At 55.6% G+C, this 16812-nt stretch carries 21 protein-coding genes and 1 tRNA gene; 15 read left to right on the forward strand and 7 right to left on the reverse strand.

All coding sequences use genetic code 11. The annotated features are described in order from the left end of the window. Positions 1 to 225 precede the first annotated feature (225 nt). Together ANT_RS02410 and ANT_RS02415 are read right to left on the reverse strand one after the other, a co-directional pair. The gene (locus ANT_RS02410) at positions 226 to 477 is read right to left on the reverse strand and encodes a DUF7672 family protein (RefSeq protein WP_013558915.1); all 252 of its coding nucleotides are present in this window, start codon (positions 475 to 477) and stop codon (positions 226 to 228) included. 11 nt (positions 478 to 488) lie between these two features. Further along, positions 489 to 944: a methylglyoxal synthase gene (locus ANT_RS02415; protein ID WP_013558916.1), complete on the reverse strand. Its 456-nt coding sequence runs from the start codon at positions 942 to 944 to the stop codon at positions 489 to 491. Between the two features lie 275 nt (positions 945 to 1219). On the opposite strand from ANT_RS02415, the gene ANT_RS02420 reads away from it, so the two are divergent. The 15 genes from ANT_RS02420 to ANT_RS02485 all read left to right on the forward strand — a co-directional run bounded on the left by ANT_RS02420 (position 1220) and on the right by ANT_RS02485 (position 11836). After that, positions 1220 to 2107, forward strand: coding sequence for a hypothetical protein (locus tag ANT_RS02420; RefSeq protein WP_013558917.1), 888 nt, complete (start codon positions 1220 to 1222; stop codon positions 2105 to 2107). Further along, the gene (locus ANT_RS17250; RefSeq protein ID WP_155817973.1) at positions 2104 to 2610 is read left to right on the forward strand and encodes a hypothetical protein; all 507 of its coding nucleotides are present in this window, start codon (positions 2104 to 2106) and stop codon (positions 2608 to 2610) included. The genes ANT_RS02420 and ANT_RS17250 overlap by 4 nt, the downstream gene beginning before the upstream one ends. A gap of 81 nt (positions 2611 to 2691) precedes the next feature. Beyond that, positions 2692 to 2820, forward strand: coding sequence for a hypothetical protein (locus ANT_RS17985; protein WP_269447649.1), 129 nt, complete (start codon positions 2692 to 2694; stop codon positions 2818 to 2820). A 100-nt stretch (positions 2821 to 2920) separates the two neighbouring features. Then, the gene (locus ANT_RS02430; protein WP_013558919.1) at positions 2921 to 3142 is read left to right on the forward strand and encodes an FmdB family zinc ribbon protein; all 222 of its coding nucleotides are present in this window, start codon (positions 2921 to 2923) and stop codon (positions 3140 to 3142) included. A 59-nt stretch (positions 3143 to 3201) separates the two neighbouring features. Then, the gene (locus ANT_RS02435) at positions 3202 to 3483 is read left to right on the forward strand and encodes a metal-sensitive transcriptional regulator (RefSeq protein WP_013558920.1); all 282 of its coding nucleotides are present in this window, start codon (positions 3202 to 3204) and stop codon (positions 3481 to 3483) included. Between the two features lie 13 nt (positions 3484 to 3496). After that, the gene (locus ANT_RS02440) at positions 3497 to 3907 is read left to right on the forward strand and encodes an OsmC family protein (protein WP_013558921.1); all 411 of its coding nucleotides are present in this window, start codon (positions 3497 to 3499) and stop codon (positions 3905 to 3907) included. Between the two features lie 130 nt (positions 3908 to 4037). Then, positions 4038 to 5138 carry a threonine synthase gene (gene thrC, locus ANT_RS02445; protein WP_013558922.1) on the forward strand — a complete coding sequence of 367 codons (1101 nt, stop codon included), beginning with the start codon at positions 4038 to 4040 and terminating at the stop codon, positions 5136 to 5138. Next, positions 5135 to 6034, forward strand: coding sequence for a homoserine kinase (gene thrB / locus ANT_RS02450; RefSeq protein WP_013558923.1), 900 nt, complete (start codon positions 5135 to 5137; stop codon positions 6032 to 6034). The genes thrC and thrB overlap by 4 nt, the downstream gene beginning before the upstream one ends. A gap of 156 nt (positions 6035 to 6190) precedes the next feature. Next, positions 6191 to 7084 (forward strand): prenyltransferase, encoded by an 894-nt coding sequence (locus ANT_RS02455; RefSeq protein WP_013558924.1) that lies wholly within the window; start codon positions 6191 to 6193, stop codon positions 7082 to 7084. A 95-nt stretch (positions 7085 to 7179) separates the two neighbouring features. Beyond that, the gene (locus ANT_RS02460) at positions 7180 to 8415 is read left to right on the forward strand and encodes a thiolase family protein (protein WP_013558925.1); all 1236 of its coding nucleotides are present in this window, start codon (positions 7180 to 7182) and stop codon (positions 8413 to 8415) included. Beyond that, on the forward strand, positions 8412 to 9383 hold the full coding sequence (locus ANT_RS02465) for an NAD-dependent epimerase/dehydratase family protein (RefSeq protein ID WP_013558926.1): 972 nt from the start codon (positions 8412 to 8414) through the stop codon (positions 9381 to 9383). The genes ANT_RS02460 and ANT_RS02465 overlap by 4 nt, the downstream gene beginning before the upstream one ends. A gap of 20 nt (positions 9384 to 9403) precedes the next feature. Beyond that, positions 9404 to 10228 carry a CPBP family intramembrane glutamic endopeptidase gene (locus ANT_RS02470; RefSeq protein WP_013558927.1) on the forward strand — a complete coding sequence of 275 codons (825 nt, stop codon included), beginning with the start codon at positions 9404 to 9406 and terminating at the stop codon, positions 10226 to 10228. 9 nt (positions 10229 to 10237) lie between these two features. Then, positions 10238 to 10600, forward strand: coding sequence for a helix-turn-helix domain-containing protein (locus tag ANT_RS02475; protein ID WP_013558928.1), 363 nt, complete (start codon positions 10238 to 10240; stop codon positions 10598 to 10600). A 448-nt stretch (positions 10601 to 11048) separates the two neighbouring features. Continuing rightward, positions 11049 to 11120: transfer RNA gene (locus ANT_RS02480), tRNA-Gly, on the forward strand. 305 nt (positions 11121 to 11425) lie between these two features. After that, positions 11426 to 11836 carry a helix-turn-helix domain-containing protein gene (locus ANT_RS02485; protein WP_013558930.1) on the forward strand — a complete coding sequence of 137 codons (411 nt, stop codon included), beginning with the start codon at positions 11426 to 11428 and terminating at the stop codon, positions 11834 to 11836. 7 nt (positions 11837 to 11843) lie between these two features. On the opposite strand, the gene ANT_RS02490 is transcribed toward ANT_RS02485, so the two are convergent. The 5 genes from ANT_RS02490 to ANT_RS02505 form a co-directional block, all read right to left on the reverse strand. Further along, complete coding sequence (locus tag ANT_RS02490; protein ID WP_013558931.1) at positions 11844 to 12764, reverse strand: ribonuclease Z; 921 nt, start codon at positions 12762 to 12764, stop codon at positions 11844 to 11846. Between the two features lies 1 nt (position 12765). After that, positions 12766 to 12894, reverse strand: a complete 129-nt coding sequence (locus tag ANT_RS17255) for a DUF2179 domain-containing protein (RefSeq protein WP_013558932.1) — start codon at positions 12892 to 12894, stop codon at positions 12766 to 12768. A gap of 2 nt (positions 12895 to 12896) precedes the next feature. Continuing rightward, positions 12897 to 13280: a DUF5698 domain-containing protein gene (locus tag ANT_RS02495; RefSeq protein WP_013558933.1), complete on the reverse strand. Its 384-nt coding sequence runs from the start codon at positions 13278 to 13280 to the stop codon at positions 12897 to 12899. Positions 13281 to 13292: 12 nt separating this feature from the next. Further along, a complete protein-coding gene (gene glgP, locus ANT_RS02500; RefSeq protein ID WP_041454530.1) occupies positions 13293 to 15485 on the reverse strand; it encodes an alpha-glucan family phosphorylase in 2193 nt (730 codons plus the stop codon). Between the two features lie 154 nt (positions 15486 to 15639). After that, a complete protein-coding gene (locus tag ANT_RS02505) occupies positions 15640 to 16563 on the reverse strand; it encodes a hypothetical protein (protein WP_155817975.1) in 924 nt (307 codons plus the stop codon). Positions 16564 to 16812: the final 249 nt, after the last annotated feature.

A 16812-nucleotide genomic window follows, 5' to 3' on the forward strand; every position in this document is an offset into this window, starting at 1 on the left:
GGTGAAATTCTCTTGAGCACCATTATAACAATACAATGGAAAAGGCAAGTTGATTTGAAATTCAGAAAGATTCATCTTTTACCTCCCATTATATTTGATTTATTGGTCACCATTAATTCCGATTCTCAATTCTATGCCTCTAACCATATAATGTGGTAAACATTATTGTGTTTATTTTATTCCAACTCTTTTACCGCTTTTCCAGAAATTGTATACAGCCTTTTCCTACCCCGCCATTTGCCTTGCCAGCCAACCCCCTGCCCACGCCAGCCCGCCCAGCCCCAGGGGATAGACAAGGAACAGGAAGACTGCATCCTGCCAGCGCAAGGCGCGCAGGGCTGATGTCAGCCCCTGCGCCGAGACGCTTTGCAGGAAGGTGTACCACGTGGCGAGATGGAGCGCACCCGCCAGCAGATTCAGCAGGATGGCGCCCGCCAGTACAATCCACCCAACCAGAAACATCCGCAGGATGAGCATGGCGGATTCTCTCAAACTTCGCGGTGAATCTTGTGGGAGAAATCGGGCAGAATGCGCGTGTAGGGGCTTTCCATGAGCGGAGAAGAAATCAGGTAATCGGCAGTGGCGCGGTTGGATGCGGTGGGGATGTTGTACAGCACCGCCACACGCAACAACGCCTTCACGTCGGGGTCGTGGGGTTGCGGCTCCAGCGGATCCCAGAAGAAGATCAGGAAGTCAATCTTGCCTTCCACGATTCCCGAGCCGATTTGCAAATCGCCGCCCAGTGGCCCGCTTGCCAGTACGCTGACGGGCAAGCCGGTGTTTTCCATGATTAACTTTCCCGTCGAAGCCGTGGCATACAGGAAATGGCGGGCGAGTGTGCCTTTGTTGAAATCCACCCATTCCAGCAGTTCCTGTTTCATGCCATCGTGAGCAATCAGAGCGATGTGTTTTTTGGCTTGAGAAACCAGTTTGCGTTCGTGCATGTGTGCCTGCCTTTCTTGACCGTCTCTGTCACCATTATATCCATAACCCGGTAAAGAGTATTCGAATGCGGGTGAAGAAATTGTTAAGGTTTTTCACATTATTGCAAACTGAAAATGCGCCCCGGCAATGGCTCCATAGTGTTGCACTATCAGAGTTTTTAAATGTTGACAACTATTATTTTTTTTTTTATAATATAGGCAAAAGTGTTTATTACCAAACATTACCGCATTAAAGATTTCAAAGTTTATCCCTGAATATTGTGAAAGGATTCTGTATGTCCGACAAACGGTACTTCTGGATAGGAACATTGCTTCTGTTTGGAGTTCTGGTATTTCTTGTTCAACAGGAAATTGTTCGCGCCTCTGCGCTTGAAAAAGACCAGGCGCGGGATTTTGTCCAATACACGTTAGTTGAACATATTATCCCCGACGATGTAGATCTGTCCGTAGATTGGACCCGAGAATCTCCAACAGTTGACAGGCAAGAATTAGCAAAAGCCCTTGAACGGATTGAGGCTATCCCCTCGTTTCATGGCCCCGGTTGGGTGCATCGGGTGTACGTTGGTTATCAGGTACCGCCCGATCCTCCGCATCCACTCCATCCTAAGGACGGTTATCATGTTCTGGAAGAGTGGTTGTACGTCAATAAGGTTGGTGTGGTAGAGAAAATTTTGCAAACCAGTGCTGACCTGCAGGGGAATCTTTTGCAGGAGATTGCTTGTGCGGAGGAAATTTGTGGCAACCTTTCAAAAGCCGGGCTTGTGGAATTCAAGGATGAGCCTCTGACTCAGCCTTTCCAGCCATATCGTTTTAACCAGAATGAGGCTCCAGCGCTTCTTCAAGAATTATACGCTTCTAACAAGGAAACTTGGGGGTGGATGGAAGAGCGAGAGATGGGAAAAACGCTCTTTGTTGCCTCTTATGGGAAAAATACAGCCGAACAAATAAGTCAGATTCCCGGATTTGAAGGCACGTTGATTCAGTATGGGATTCTGGTAGATTCGGGGGTGCTGGCACACTTCAGCCTGTACGAGAAGAGAGATGGTGCCTTTGTCCTGAATTCTACGGATGATCTGGTGCTCTTTGAGACTCTCCCGAGTAATCCTGAAATTGAACGCAGAATTGCCTCGGCTGTAAAAATTTTGAAGGAGATAGCAGAATGAGCAGGTTTCCTTCAAAATGCTCAAAATCTTTTATTACGGCGATTTTTTTATCGCTCGTGTGTGGTTTGGTAATTGTCTATGCCAACACGGACGCAAAGCACGCGATAGTTTATATCAGGGGAGTCCAGACTGCTATAGAAGAAAATGGAACTGCAAGTGATTATCGAGATGGAAGCCATGGATTATGTAGCTGGACTAATAACAATATTGGTTCAGCGCAACCTTCATATCGGGTATTAGATCCTTCTAGTTGCTGGACAGTTTGCCAAAACACCGGTTTTGAAATTCAACGTATAAACCTGGGAAAACGTCAAACGACAAACTGGTATCAAAGTGTTTCCGCCCTTCCAACGTATCGCCATGTTCTTTGTATGAGCCGGAATGGTTATATCAATCGTGTAGTTTATGCTAACGCTCGCCATTTTATTTATCATGATGGTGGGGTGTTTGATAATTGGACCTTTGCCAATCACATTGTTTCCTGTACATCTTGTAATCCTTAATCCTCTTTGAATATGTGAAAATTTCCAACAGTTCCCGTTTCATACTATCGTGAGATAGCCAGAAGAAGAATGGAACAGGCGATGGCTTGTATCAACCATCTGGTGCTGGGCATTCTCCCGGGCAAACTGAAGTTTCGTTATCTTCCCCACGCTAGACGCTACTTTGCTGCTCATCCTGCTGAAGCCTTAGACTTCATTACTCGAATTTAAGAAAGTCCTGGAAATTGTTAAGGTTTCCCTTGACGCTTCCTGACGACATGCTATACTCCAGTAGGGTATATTGGAAACGAAAGGAGCAAGTTCATCGCCTATGCCGTTGTACGAGTACCATTGCGATGAGTGCCAGGAAGATTTCGAAAAACTGGTCAGCCTGAGCGAGTGCGACGTCAACCCGCGCTGTCCTGCCTGCGGCAGTCTGCGCACCCGCAGGCAGATTTCCACCTTTGCCACGCGCGGCTCATCGCCTACCTGGAGTTTGTCCTCGCCCTCTGCTTCCTCAGGGTGTTCTTCCAAAGGAAGCCTCTTCAGTTGAGCGGGGTAAACCGCTTGCCAGCCGTGCGCTGGCTTTCTTTTTCCTTGTGAGGGTGTACAATGAAATTGCGCGATCCACAATTACAGGAAACATTGATTCAACGCCTGCGCCGCATCGAAGGACAGATTCGCGGCGTAGAGGGTATGCTGGAGAATCAGCGGGATTGCCGGGAAATTCTTCAGCAGGTTTCGGCAGTGCAGGCGGCACTGCGCAGTTTCAGCCGTTCCCTGCTGGAAGAGTACGCGGTCACCTGCCTGCTGGATGAAGAAGCCCGCACTGACCCGCGCCTTGCCGAGAAGAATTTGCGCGAATTGATTGAGTTGATTACGAGAGCACAATAAAGGGAGAGAAAAAATGGCATCTGCACGCATTAAATGGACGGGACAGAAAGAGTTTATCGGGGTGGATTCCACCAACCATTCGGTGGTCATCTCCACACCTGCTGAAGGCACAGGAATGAAGCCCTCGGAATTACTGCTGGTGGCGCTGGCATCCTGCACGGCGGTGGATGTGGTGGAAATTCTCACCAAAAAGAAACTCACCCTCACCGGGCTGGAAATCTTTGCTACCGCAGAGCAGGAAGCCGATCCGCCGTGGACGTTCCGCAAAATTCATCTGAATTATGTTTTCCGCGGTAAAGACCTGACCGAAAAAGCCGTGGAGCAAGCCATCGCCCTGTCGGAAGAGAAATACTGTTCGGTAGCGGCAACCATCCGCGGTAAAGCCGAGATCACCACCTCATACGAGATTCACCTCGAGGCTTGAGGATAAATTGAAAATTCCCCCGCCGTCCGAACCTTTTCGGGCGGCGTTTGCGTTAAAATATCGGGAAGTCTGAACCCTTCCCCACGCAACTGCCCGCTTTCCTTGTGGTTCTCATCATCTCTCCTTATGGATGCGAGGTTTCTTGAACACCCCTGATTCTTCTCTTTATTCTGGCGTGCTGGCGCGTTATGGCGCATGGATGGACTTGCCCGCTCACACCCGTCCGGTGACCCTGCTGGAAGGCAACACGCCGCTCATCCCCATGCCGCGGCTGGCGCAGGAACTGGGCGGCGGCTTCGAATTGTTCGTCAAATTTGAGGGCATGAACCCGACGGGTTCTTTCAAAGACCGCGGGATGACTGCCGCCATCAGCGAAGCCTTTGGGCGCGGGGTGCATACAGTGATTTGTGCCTCGACCGGCAACACGGCGGCATCGGCGGCGGCATATGCCGCCCGCGCGCAGATGCGTGCCATTGTCATCATCCCTGAAGGCAAGGTAGCGGCGGGAAAACTGGCGGGAGCGGTAGCGTACGGCGCGCAGGTGATTCAGATTCAGGGGTCGTTTGACGATGCTTTGAGTCTGGTGGTGGAGATTTCCGAGCGTCACCCCATCGCGCTGGTCAATTCGCTCAACCCCTATCGTCTGGAAGGGCAGAAAACCGCCGCGTTTGAGATTGTGGATGCGTTGGGGAGCGCTCCCGATTGGTTATGCCTGCCGGTGGGCAATGCCGGCAACATCACTTCGTACTGGATGGGCTTCCGTCAGGATCACGCCCGTCGTTCCAGCGGACTGCCGCGCATTCTGGGCGTACAGGCAGAGGGCGCCGCGCCGCTGGTGCTGGGGCATCCGGTAGAGCATCCCGAAACGGTGGCAACCGCCATCCGCATCGGCAAGCCCGCCCGCGGCGAGCAAGCCCTGGAAGCCGCCGAGCAGTCCGGCGGGCGCATCATTGCGGTGAGCGATGCCGAAATCCTTGCCATGCAGAGGCGTCTGGCAGGCGAAGGTGTGTGGGTGGAGCCTGCCTCGGCGGCTGGGCTGGCGGGACTTGCCCGCCAGTTGCGCGAAGGCAAAATGCGCCTGAGCGAGTTGCGCGGCAGGCGGGTGGTGGCAGTGTGCACCGGTCACGGGCTGAAAGACCCGGAGATCATTGCGCACAACATGCCCGCTCCCCTTCGTCTGCCCGCCCGCATGGACGCGCTGGAAGAAGCCATTCTGGGAGTTTCCCGATGAACTTCACCGTGCGCGTGCCGGCGACGACGGCAAACCTGGGACCCGGCTTTGATTGTCTGGGACTGGCGCTGGACCTGTGGAATGAAGCCGAGTTTTGCTTTGAGGGCGAAGGCATCTGCGTGGAGATTCACGGCGAGGGCGCCGAGGCGCTCTCCAAAAAGCCGGACAACCTGATTCTCACCGCCTTTTTCCGCTTGCTTCACCAACTGGGCGCGCCGAAACCGCGCGGAGTGCGTTTGCGCGTACAGAATCACGTGCCGGTAGGTTCGGGGTTAGGCTCAAGCGCCTCGGCGGTAGTGGCGGGCTTGCTGGCGGCGCGGGCATGGAGCGGAAGGGACATCCCGGCGGAGCGTTTGCTTGACGTTGCTGTATCTCTCGAAGGACATGCCGATAATGCCAGCGCCGCGCTGTTCGGCGGGCTGACGGTTTCGGTCAACACTCCACAGGGCTGGCTGGTGGAACGCTTTGAACCCGCTCCAATGCAGATGGTGGTGGTGCTTCCACAGTTCAGTCTTTCCACCCGTTCGGCGCGGCTGGCACTGCCGGCACTGCTGGAACATGGCGATGCCGTGTTCAACCTCGGGCGGACGGCGCTGGTCGTGGAAGCCCTGCGCAGGGGAGACCTGGAACTGCTGGGCAGGGTGATGGACGACCGACTGCACCAGCCCTACCGCCTGCCGCTCATCCCCGGGGCGCAGGATGCTCTGCGGGCGGCAAAAGAAGCGGGAGCGGCGGCAGTGGCGCTTTCGGGGGCGGGTCCCAGTTTAATCGCCTTCCCCTATCAAGACCCTGAACCCGTGGCGCATTCCATGCAAACTGCCTTTCAAAAACAGGGCGTGCCTGCACGGGCGTTTTATCTGCATTCTACCCCTCTGGGTGCGCAGATTTTGGGTTAATATCCCCTTTAAATGCCCTCAGAATAACAGGTATTCCCGGATGTGAGAACCTTCCCAAGCAGGACATAAAAGATTTTCTAACAAGAAAGAGGATGATAAAATCTTTGCGCCCCTGTTGGGGCAGTTTCATCCCATATCGCGAGAGGTTTTTTCACGATGAAACCCTTTCCCTTCCTGTTTGGTCCCATGCGGGTTCCCTTTCTTCTGCTCACCCCGGCTTGCGTGGCGGTGGGTGTAGCCACGGCCTACCGGCAGACGGGGCATCTCTCCCTGCTGGATATCCTCATTGTCCTGATTGGCGCGCTGGCGGCGCATATCAGTGTCAACGTCTTCAATGAGTATTACGATTTCAAGAGCGGATTGGATTCGCGCACCCAGCGCACCCCCTTCAGCGGCGGGAGCGGCAGTTTGCAAGCCCATCCCGAAATGGCGCGCGCCACGCTGATTCTGGCGTGGGCGTCCTTTGCCGTCACTGCGCTGGTGGGGCTGTACTTTGTCTGGAAGCAGGGCTGGGGACTGCTCCCGTTGGGTATCCTCGGGCTGGTGATTCTGGTCACTTATACTTTGTGGTTTGTGTATCAGCCTGTGTTGTGTCTCATTGTCCCCGGGCTGGGCTTTGGCATCCTCATGGTGATGGGCACGCACTACGCCCTGACCGGCACATACACCTGGACGGCGTTCATCGCTTCGCTGGTGCCGACCTTCCTGGTCAGCAACCTGCTACTGCTCAACCAGTTTCCGGATGTCGAAGCCGATCAAAGCGTGGGCAGGCGGCACTATCCCATTGTGCTGGGACGGCGCGCCAGCAGTGTGGTATACGGTTTGTTCCTGCTGGGGGCGTACCTGGCGGTGGGTGTGGGCGTAGCATTGCGCCTTCTGCCCTGGACCAGTCTGCTGGCTCTGCTGACACTGGTGCTATCCTGGAAAGCCTTCCGCGGGGCATTTGAAAATGCCGAAAACATCCCCGCGCTGATTCCCTCTATGGGCATGAACGTCATCATCAACCTGGCGACGCCTGTCCTGCTGGCGCTGGGGCTGTTCCTGGCATAACGCCATTCCATTCATTTTCATCCTGGATCACCCCGTCTGAGTCTTCAGCGGGGTGATTTTTCTTTGCCTTTCGGGGGCAAGTTGGGATTTTCCTGATGTACAATCAAAGCATGGTAGAAGAGGCTGTAATCATTGAGGCTGTTCGCACCCCCATCGGTGCATTGGGGGGCAGTTTGGCTCGGGTGCGCCCGGATGATCTGGCGGCGCACGTTCTGCAAGCCCTGCTGGAGCGCACGCAGATAGACCCTGCGCTGGTCGAAGAGGTCATGCTGGGATGCGCCAATCAGGCGGGCGAGGATAACCGCAACGTTGCCCGCATGGCGCTCTTGCTGGCAGGCTTTCCCGTTGAGGTGGCAGGGGTTACCGTCAACCGGTTATGCGCTTCCGGGCTGAGCGCGGTAAACATGGCGGCACGGGCAATCCGCCTGGGCGAGGGGGATGTGTTCATTGCGGGCGGGGTAGAGAGCATGTCCCGCGCGCCCTACTCTCTGCCCAAAGCCGAGACGGGCTTCCCCTTCGGCAACCTGACGGCTTACGATACAGCGCTGGGCTGGCGTTACCCCAATCCGCGCATGCAGGCGCTGTACGGTACTGAGTCCATGGGTGAGACGGCGGAGAACATTGCCGAGATGACCGGTATCACCCGCCAAGAGCAGGATGCCTTTGCGCTTGCCAGCCATCAGCGTGCCATTGCCGCCATCGACTCGGGAAAGTTCGCCGAGGAAATCGTCCCCGTGCCCGTCCCGCAGAAAAAGGGCGATCCGCTCATGGTGGATACCGACGAGCGTCCCCGCCGCGACACTACCCTGGAATCGCTGGCAAAACTCAAACCGGCGTTCCGTCCCAACGGCACGGTGACGGCGGGTAATTCCTCGGGGTTGAATGATGGCGCCGCCGCCCTGCTGTTGATGAGTGCCTCGCGTGCCGCGCAACTGGGCTTGAAACCGCTGGCGCGCATCGTCAGTTCTGCCGTTGCGGGCGTCCCCCCGCGCATCATGGGCATGGGACCCGTTCCTGCCGCCCGCAAGGCGCTGGCGCGTGCCGGCTTGACGCTGGAGCAGATAGTCCTGGTGGAAATCAATGAAGCCTTTGCCGTGCAAACCCTGGCAGTGATGCGCGAACTGGGCTTACCCCATGATAAAGTCAACGTGAACGGCGGGGCGATTGCGCTGGGGCATCCGCTGGGATGTTCGGGTGCGCGCATCCTCACCACGTTGATTCATGAGATGCGCCGCCGCGCGCCGTACATGCCGCGCCCGTTCTACGGGCTGGCAACCCTGTGCGTGGGCGTGGGTCAGGGCGAAGCCACCATTGTGGAGTGGCTGGCATGAACGTACTGGTAACCGGCGCAAGCGGATTCATTGGCGGCAATTTGTGCCGCGTCCTGGTGCAGGCGGGTCACCGCGTGCGCGCGTTCCACCGCGCTTCCAGCGTGCTGACCCTGCTGGAAGGGCTGGATGTGGAGCATGCCGTGGGTGACCTCACCCAGCCGGAGACGGTGGCACGCGCCATGGAAGGCATTGAGGTAGTCTTTCACGCCGCGGCATGGATGGGTAGCAGCGACCCTGGCAAACTCTATGCGGTGACGGTGGAAGGCACACGCACGGTTCTGCGGTGTGCCCGCGAGGCGGGGGTGCGCCGCGTGGTGCATACCAGTTCGGTTGCCGCACTGGGGGTGCCGGAATACCGCTCGCCCTTCCCCATTAATGAGAATCACACCTGGAATTACCGCCCGGAGCGCTACCCCTACGGGTATGCCAAATATCTGGCGGAACTGGAAGTCCAGCGGGCGGTGGCGCAGGGGCTGGACGCCGTCATCGTCAACCCGGCGCTGGTGTTTGGCGCGGGCGATGTATATCGCCAGTCGCGCTCCCTGCTCAGGCAGGTTGCCGCCCGCCGCTTTCCCTTTTCGGTGGAAGGCGGGCTGAACGTGGTGCATCTTGACGATGTCATTGAAGGACATCTGGCGGCGCTGGAACGCGGACGCACCGGCGAGCGCTATATCCTCGGCGGGGAAAACCTCAGCCTGCATGCCATGCTCAGCCTGGCGGCTTCGGTTGTGGGAGTGCCGCCCCCCACGCTGGTGCTCCCTGCCGGGATTGTCCGGGCGGCGGCTATTCCTCTGAATGCCTTCCAGCGGTTTTTAAATCTGCCAGTTCCGGTGGAGACGCTTCATCTGGCGGGGTATTACTTCTATTTCGATACCACCAAAGCCCGCAGGGAATTGGGCATCGCGCTGGAACGCTCTGCCCGTCAGGCATTTGCGGATGCCTGGGAATGGATGCGTTTTCCCCGCTGAACGTTTTTGGGAGGTGTGCGATGAACAACGGGCTTACCGATTGGATAAAACGCCATTCGCTGATTACGTTTTACCTGCTGGCGTTCCTGTTTTCCTGGCTGGGGTGGATTCCTCAATTGCTCACCGCGCGGGGGGTGTGGACGGTAGATCATCCGCTGTTGTCCCTGCTGGGCGGGGGCGGTCCCACTCTGGCGGCGGTACTGGTGGTATGGTGGACGCAGGGCAGGCAGGCGGTGGGCGGCTTGTTTGCCCGTCTGGTTCAGGCGCGGGCGGGCTGGCGCTGGCTGGGAGCAGTCTTTGCCTTCTGGATTCTCGTGGGGGCGCTGGCATGGAGTTTGATGATGCTCTTTACCCCGCATCGCGCCAATCTGCAGGGGTTCTCGTGGGGAGTCCTCGTGCCGGTGTTTCTGACCATGCTGTTGTCAAACGTATGGGAGGAGATCGGCTGGCGCGGCTTTGCCCTGCCGCGTTTTCAGGAACGTTTTTCCGACTGGCATACGGCGCTGATCATGGCAGGGTTATGGAGCGTGTGGCACTTGCCCCTCTTGTTGAATCCCAAAAACCCCATGTCGGGCTTGCCGTGGAGCGCTGAATTGCTCTTCAGCCTTGCGCTCACGGTGGTTTATATCTGGCTCTACCGGCAGACGGGCGGCAGTCTCTTCTACGTGACGGTGTTCCATGCCCTTTCCAATACGCTGGCTTATGCGTTTCTGGCATGGGGGGTATTCCTGGAATCCTACGGGTTTGTCGTGGGGCTAACCGCTCTGGCGGCGGTGGTGATTTTGAAGGTCTATGGGACGCAGCAGTTTGCCTATCCCCAGGGAGTGGATAAAATTCTGGATTAGAATAGAGATATGCCAACCTGTCCAAAATGCCAACAAACAGAACGACAGAATAAAGCCGGGAGAACCGAGTCAGGCGCTCAGCGCTACAAGTGTATGCGCTGTGGGCACAAATACACACCTGAACCGAAACCGCGCGGATACCCGGAAGAGATGCGCAAGCAAGCCTTGCAGATGTATGTAGATGGGATGAACTTGCGACGGATCGCCCGTCATTTGGGGGTTCATCACCGCACCGTGTCGTTGTGGATCCAAGCCTACGCCGCACGAATTTCTGAAGTGCCCCTGCCTGAAGAGGTTAAGGAAGTGGAAATGGACGAACTGTTCACCTTTATCGGGCATAAAAAAACCGGATCTACATCATCACCCTTGTAGATCGGCACACGCGCTGTTATTTAGCCTGGAAAGTGGTCTGGGAACGCACAGACAGCGCCATCCAAGAGATGGTAGATGAGGCTCCCAAAGCAAAACAATACTTCAGTGATGCCTTTGACGCCTATAACCGGCTATGGTACCATGGCGGGCGATACGCAGTCTCGGAAGGGAAGAGAGAAACCTACTCTGTGGAAGGGGATAATGCGGAACTACGTCACTACCTGGCTCGTTTAGCACGCTCCTCCCGCTGTTTCTCACGCTGTCGGTTTGCCTTAGAATGCGCCTTGCGTTTATTTGCGTATTGCTTCAATTCTCGCCAATTATATAGACAACGTTATCCAGCATATCCTGCTCATGTCATGGAGTTCATTCCCCCAGTATTTTAGCCACTCCCCTATCCCCATAGACCTTGACCTTAAGCCTGAGGATGGGTAAAATAAAAACGCTTGCGGGAGTGGCCAAGCGGTAAGGCATCAGCCTTCCAAGCTGATATTCGCGGGTTCGAATCCCGTCTCCCGCTCTTTTGTTTTAAATCCCCCCTGAGACAATGCATCTTCGCGGGTCCCCGGAAGGGGATGATATTCGAATCCCGTCTCCCGCTCTTTTGTTTTAAATCCCCCCTGAGACAATGCATCTTCGCGGGTCCCCGGAAGGGGATGATATTCGAATCCCGTCTCCCGCTCTTTTGTTTTAAATCCCCCCTGAGACAATGCATCTTCGCGGGTCCCCGGAAGGGGATAATTCTCCATTCACGCGCATTTTCATTTGCCCTTCCGTAAGGCTTGAATATAATCGAATCAAACACTTTCCTGCGGGGAGGGACGCATGCCTGAGTTTCACCAGTGGTTGGAGCAGAAATTCCGTCAGTGGGAAAAGGAACAGGGCAAAGCCCAATCGTACTACGCTTTTGCCCGTTACCTTGGAGTATCGCAAAGCGACCTTGCCCTGTGGATGATCGGTGACGGTCTGCCCGGTGCGGATGACCTCAGCCTGATTGCCGAAAAACTGGGCGACGAGGTATACACCATTATGGAAAAACCGCGCGCCGATCCTTTCCTGCAAAAAATGGTGGATGCCTTCCCTGTGTTACCCGTAGGACTGCGCGAACGTCTTGCCAGTGCAGCCTGGGATACCCGCCAGTACATTCAAAGCCGTGGATTGGATCCTGAGTCGGTGGAAGCCAAAAAAGCGCTGGTCGAAATCTTCCAGCGCTATGGCATCCGTTTTGGCGGTTAGGTTAAATTCACTCGTTGCGTTTGATGATAAAGGTATCAAAATCCCGTACCACAATGGTATTGGGAAAGACGCTTTGCGCTTCGGCAAGCACGTCTTTCTCACGGTAGCGGCGGGAGAGGTGGGTGAGGTACAGCGCTTTGACTCCGGCGCGCTGTGCCAGTTCAGCCGCCATGCGTGCGGTGAGGTGCGAGAACTGGTGTGCCATCTCGCGTTCCTCTTCCAGATAGGTGGCTTCAATGACCAGCCCATCTGCACCGCTGACAACGCCCAGCAGGCTCTCGGTTTCTCCACAATCGCCCACATGCACCAGGCGCGTCCCGGGGCGTTCTTCCCCAAGCACCATATCCGGGGTGATGGTTCTGCCGTCTGGCAGGTGCACGGCTCGCCCTTCAACCAGATCGCGGCGCAGCGGTCCGGCAGGCACGCCCAGGGCATCGGCTTTTTCGGGCAGGAAGGGGCGCCGCGAGCGTTCTTCAAACAGATAGCCCAAACTCTCGCTCCCGCGGTGATGTACCGGAAACGCCGAGACACGGAAGTCATCGCCTTCAAAGAATACCCCGGGGGTGATGGGAATCAGCGTGAGGGGCATGGGGGGGCGCGCCCCACGCAGGACAACCCGGGTGAGCAGGTCGTCAATACGTTCCAGTGCCGAGCGCGGACCGTAAATTTCCAGGTGGTCAATGGTTTCCCAGCGCATAAAGGTGGAGAGCAACCCCGCCAGTCCGAGGATGTGATCCAGATGCCCGTGGGTAATCAAAATGTGGTTGAGGCGTTTGAAACCCAGCCCTGCCTGGAGAATCTGGCGTTGCGTGCCTTCGCCGCAGTCAATCAGAAAGCGGTATTCGTTGTGCTTGACCAGTTGCGCAGAAAGCCCCCGCTTGACCGAGGGGGCTGAAGCCGAAGTTCCCAGAAAAGTGATTTCAAACATCTTATAACCGCCAGAATCCTCGATGAACGGCGCGCACTTCCTCAGCGGTGATGAAGGCTTCGGAGTCTGCCTTGCGGATGACTTCCTCCGCGTGGTCAAAATCCCGCCTCAGAACACTGCAATTGAGCATGGTTACAGCGCCATTTTAATTTCTGTCACTGCATACCCACTTTCGCGCAGTGCCTGAGCGATTTGCGAACCTGCCGCCGTGCTGATGATGGTAATGCGCACATGACCGATCGCCATTTTATCTTCGATGAACATGCCTACAATGTTGCCGGTGGCAAAACCTGCGGCGTATGCCAGCACGCTCAATGGATGCACGTCGCCACCCAGGACTCGCGCCACGGCAACGATGAAAATGAGCGATTGCAGAAAACCCAGAACCCAGGTGATGAGTTTCTTCCCCCGCACCACAAAAAGGATGCGCAGGGTGTCCATGGACATATCCACCACCCGCATGACGAAAATCATCAGTGCGGTCAGAATGACTTCAAGGCTCAGGACCGATTCCATGGCATTGCCTGTTTAGTTCGAGCGTTTTCCTTCACCAGGAAGGGCTTCCATCTGCACCGCCGCTTCCATGGCGGGAAGGTAGGCTTGTTGCAGGTACTCTTTGAGCATACGCCGGGTGGAGAACTGAGGGATGAGCGTGCGCATGGACTCTTTGATGCGCTCAATCCAGGCGTGTGGAATGTCATCGCCGGCGCGGCTTCCGTAGTACAGCGGGATGATCTCGTTTTCCAGCGTGGCATACAGGCTTTGGGCGTCGCGCTCATCCTGCTCGTTGGGGTCGGTGTAATCCTTTTCCTCGCCAATTGCCCAGCCGTTCTTACCGTTGAAGCCTTCGCGCCACCAGCCATCCAGCACCGAGAAATTGAGGACGCCGTTCATGGCGGCTTTCATCCCGGAAGTGCCTGAGGCTTCGTTGGGTCGCCGCGGGGTGTTCATCCACACATCCACGCCCTGCACCAGCAGGCGCGCCAGGTTCATGTCGTAGTCTTCCAGGAAGACCAGCCGCCCGCCCGCTCGTGAGTCTTTCACCGCGCGGTATACCTGCTGAATGAGCAGTTTGCCGGGTTCATCGGCTGGATGGGCTTTGCCGGCAAAGATGATTTGCACCGGCATATCCGCATTGGTAATGATGCGAATCAGCCGGTCTACGTCGCGCATGATCAGGTTAGCCCGCTTGTAGGTGGCGAAGCGGCGTGCAAAGCCAATGGTGAGCGAGTAGGGCTCCAGCAGAACGCCCCCTGCCACCACCTGCACGGGATGGGCTTCACCCGTCACCCAGTGACGGCGGGCGCGTTCAATGGCGTAATGCACCAGTTTGTTCTTCAGGTGGCGGCGTACTGCCCAGATTTCCGCGTCGGGGATGGAATCAATCATCATCCACATTTCCGGGTCGTCCAGATTGTCCATCCAGTCCATTCCCAGATAGCGCTCAAACAGCAAGCGCCAGCGGCGTGCCATCCACGTGCCCACATGCACGCCATTGGTAATGTGGAAGATGGGTATGTCGTTCTCTTTTTTATCTGCCCACAGTTTATGCCACATGCGCCGCGAAACCCGTCCATGCAGTTCGGAGACGGCGTTGCACTTCTCGGAAAGACGCAGCGCCAGTACCGGCATGCTGAAGGTCTCGCCCCATTCCTGCATGTTGCGCCCGAGGTCGATGAACAGGTCACGATCCATCTTCAACTCGTTGTACACATGCGAGAAGTACTTGTCCATCATCCACAGAGGGAATTCATCGTTGCCTGCAGGGACGGGGGTGTGGGTGGTGAAGATGTTGGTCTTGCGGATGCGCTCTTTGGCTTCTTCCAGCGAGAACCCCTGTGCCACGTACTCACGCAGACGCTGGATGGTCAGGAAGGCGGAATGCCCCTCGTTCATGTGCCAGACGGTGGGGCTATAGCCCAGCAGGCGCAGAGCGCGCAAGCCGCCAATGCCCAGCAGGATTTCCTGCGAAATACGCACTTCCTGATCGCTGGTGTACAGGCGAGCGGTCAATGAACGGTCGGCAAGAGTGTTGCTTTCTACGTCGGTATCCAGCAGGAAGAGCGGAACACGCCCTACCTGAATCTGCAGGATGCGGGCGAACACCTTGCGCCCCGCCAGAGTGACCGAAACCATCAGGGGACCGCCTTCCGGGTGCACCAGCGGTACCACGGGCAGTTCTTCGTAGTTCAGGTACAGGTTGCGGGTTTCCTGCCAGCCATCTTCGGTGATGCGTTGGGAGAAATAGCCTTGCGTGTAGTAGAAGCCTACTCCTGCCAAGGGCAAACCCAAATCGCTGGCTTCTTTCAGATGGTCGCCAGCCAGCACGCCCAACCCACCGGCATATACCGGCAGGGATTCGTGCAAACCAAATTCGAACGAGAAATAAGCGATTTGCTGATTGGTCAATTGCGGATAGTTGCGCTTGAACCAGGTGTTTTCCTCATTCATGTACTGGTCAAATGCGTAAATGACTGCATCGTAACTTTCCAGAAAATATCGATCGTTGGTCGCCGCATTGAGATGACGCCGTTCTACCCGGCGCAGGAAAGCCACCGGATTGTGATACACCTGTTCCCACAGGGTGCGGTCAATGCGAGCGAACAATCGCAGGGCTTCCGGATTCCATGCCCACCACAGGTTATATGCCAGATCTCCAAGACGGGCAATTCGCCGCGGCAGGCTGAAGTGATTGGGCGTTTCACGAACGAAAGAAGACATGTCCAAAACCTCATTTCCAAAAATAAACTATCCTGCTTTGACGCAGGGTATTGAGGCAATGCAGACTTTATTGATAGCGAAAGGGATTATACCATATCCATATCAGCCGTTCAGACCATCTCACCGCTGTCGGGCTTTTTTACAATCTCCCCATTTATTCTGCTTCCCGTTGTGGGTTGCGGCGATTGAGAGACATTTGCTCCATCAGCGGTCGCCAGCTCAGACCTGCGGGGAGGAACACCAGCACAAAATTCAGGAATAAGAGCAGAGTAGCGCGTAAAATCTCCGGCGTGGCAATGATGTAGGGTGGAGTGCCTGCCAGTTTAACCAGCCAGACGGCGGAACTGTAAGCAAAACTGATCAGGAAAACGCCGGAAAAAAGGATGGTTGAGCCAATGCGGTAGGCGAAGGGTAAGGCACTGCCGGCAATCCCCAGAACAAGGATTAGCGCAACGGAAAGAATATATGCGCTGGGATCACAGGATAAATCCAAAATACACCGGCTGGATACCACCACGGAAAAGATAGACGAGACCCCAACAAAGAGCAAACCAATCAGCAAGAAAATGGGATAAAGAAGGGGTTCGTCATGGGTAGCCAGCATGATGAAGAGCAATCCCGCACAAAGAATGATTCCGATCACGACTTCGCGAACCACAAAGTCATTGATAAACAGCCAGAGGAATGATGAATCCGAGACAAGATTGGGGTCTACCCCTCCCCAAAAAATATCGAAAAGATGAATCGCGGCGCCAACTGTTGCGGGGAAGAAGAACACGAAAAGCCCGATGCAAAGTCCCAGAATGCGCCAGATGAAAAACGGGTCGTTATGGAATTGATCCGAGAAACGATTCCACCAGGCGGCGTTTTGAAAGAAGAAATCCGGTGGGGGAGGAGGAGAGGACGGCGGTGAGGAGGGTGGGGAAGACTCGCTCCTGTCATCCGGGGGGTAGAAATGCCCGTTTCCTGAAGAATTCGGGGAAGATGGAGAGGATGAGGGACGGGCTGGCGAAACACGTCTTCTTCCCCCTGTGGAATAGGCATATGAAAAAGGACCCTGGTTGGAATTTAGACTCATGCGGTTATGAGGGGTAGTGCCGGTGCCCTGCCTCCTTGTAAACTCTCCGCGCTGCAAATATAGAATCATTATATATAAATTTTCTATTCGCATATGCGCGGATGCGTTGCAGTTTGTAATCAGACAATTATTACAGGGAAATTTCACGATAAAAGTAAGGGCAATCCCTTACCAAAATTAGGGGAAAAAGACTTGGTTTTTATCTGTTCCTTCTCTACAATAAGAAAAGGATTCTTCCGGGCTTCTTCC

Origin of the sequence: Anaerolinea thermophila UNI-1, from assembly GCF_000199675.1 — a bacterium.
Classification (GTDB): Bacteria; Chloroflexota; Anaerolineae; order Anaerolineales; family Anaerolineaceae; genus Anaerolinea; species Anaerolinea thermophila.

Coding starts and splice junctions, on each gene's coding strand:
- ANT_RS02410 (WP_013558915.1), bottom strand. CDS start 477: ATGCTCATCCTGCGGATGTTTCTGGTTGGGTGGATTGTACTGGCGGGC.
- ANT_RS02415 (WP_013558916.1), bottom strand. CDS start 944: ATGCACGAACGCAAACTGGTTTCTCAAGCCAAAAAACACATCGCTCTG.
- ANT_RS02420 (WP_013558917.1), top strand. CDS start 1,220: ATGTCCGACAAACGGTACTTCTGGATAGGAACATTGCTTCTGTTTGGA.
- ANT_RS17250 (WP_155817973.1), top strand. CDS start 2,104: ATGAGCAGGTTTCCTTCAAAATGCTCAAAATCTTTTATTACGGCGATT.
- ANT_RS17985 (WP_269447649.1), top strand. CDS start 2,692: ATGGCTTGTATCAACCATCTGGTGCTGGGCATTCTCCCGGGCAAACTG.
- ANT_RS02430 (WP_013558919.1), top strand. CDS start 2,921: ATGCCGTTGTACGAGTACCATTGCGATGAGTGCCAGGAAGATTTCGAA.
- ANT_RS02435 (WP_013558920.1), top strand. CDS start 3,202: ATGAAATTGCGCGATCCACAATTACAGGAAACATTGATTCAACGCCTG.
- ANT_RS02440 (WP_013558921.1), top strand. CDS start 3,497: ATGGCATCTGCACGCATTAAATGGACGGGACAGAAAGAGTTTATCGGG.
- thrC (WP_013558922.1), top strand. CDS start 4,038: ATGCGAGGTTTCTTGAACACCCCTGATTCTTCTCTTTATTCTGGCGTG.
- thrB (WP_013558923.1), top strand. CDS start 5,135: ATGAACTTCACCGTGCGCGTGCCGGCGACGACGGCAAACCTGGGACCC.
- ANT_RS02455 (WP_013558924.1), top strand. CDS start 6,191: ATGAAACCCTTTCCCTTCCTGTTTGGTCCCATGCGGGTTCCCTTTCTT.
- ANT_RS02460 (WP_013558925.1), top strand. CDS start 7,180: ATGTACAATCAAAGCATGGTAGAAGAGGCTGTAATCATTGAGGCTGTT.
- ANT_RS02465 (WP_013558926.1), top strand. CDS start 8,412: ATGAACGTACTGGTAACCGGCGCAAGCGGATTCATTGGCGGCAATTTG.
- ANT_RS02470 (WP_013558927.1), top strand. CDS start 9,404: ATGAACAACGGGCTTACCGATTGGATAAAACGCCATTCGCTGATTACG.
- ANT_RS02475 (WP_013558928.1), top strand. CDS start 10,238: ATGCCAACCTGTCCAAAATGCCAACAAACAGAACGACAGAATAAAGCC.
- ANT_RS02485 (WP_013558930.1), top strand. CDS start 11,426: ATGCCTGAGTTTCACCAGTGGTTGGAGCAGAAATTCCGTCAGTGGGAA.
- ANT_RS02490 (WP_013558931.1), bottom strand. CDS start 12,764: ATGTTTGAAATCACTTTTCTGGGAACTTCGGCTTCAGCCCCCTCGGTC.
- ANT_RS17255 (WP_013558932.1), bottom strand. CDS start 12,894: ATGCTCAATTGCAGTGTTCTGAGGCGGGATTTTGACCACGCGGAGGAA.
- ANT_RS02495 (WP_013558933.1), bottom strand. CDS start 13,280: ATGGAATCGGTCCTGAGCCTTGAAGTCATTCTGACCGCACTGATGATT.
- glgP (WP_041454530.1), bottom strand. CDS start 15,485: ATGTCTTCTTTCGTTCGTGAAACGCCCAATCACTTCAGCCTGCCGCGG.
- ANT_RS02505 (WP_155817975.1), bottom strand. CDS start 16,563: ATGAGTCTAAATTCCAACCAGGGTCCTTTTTCATATGCCTATTCCACA.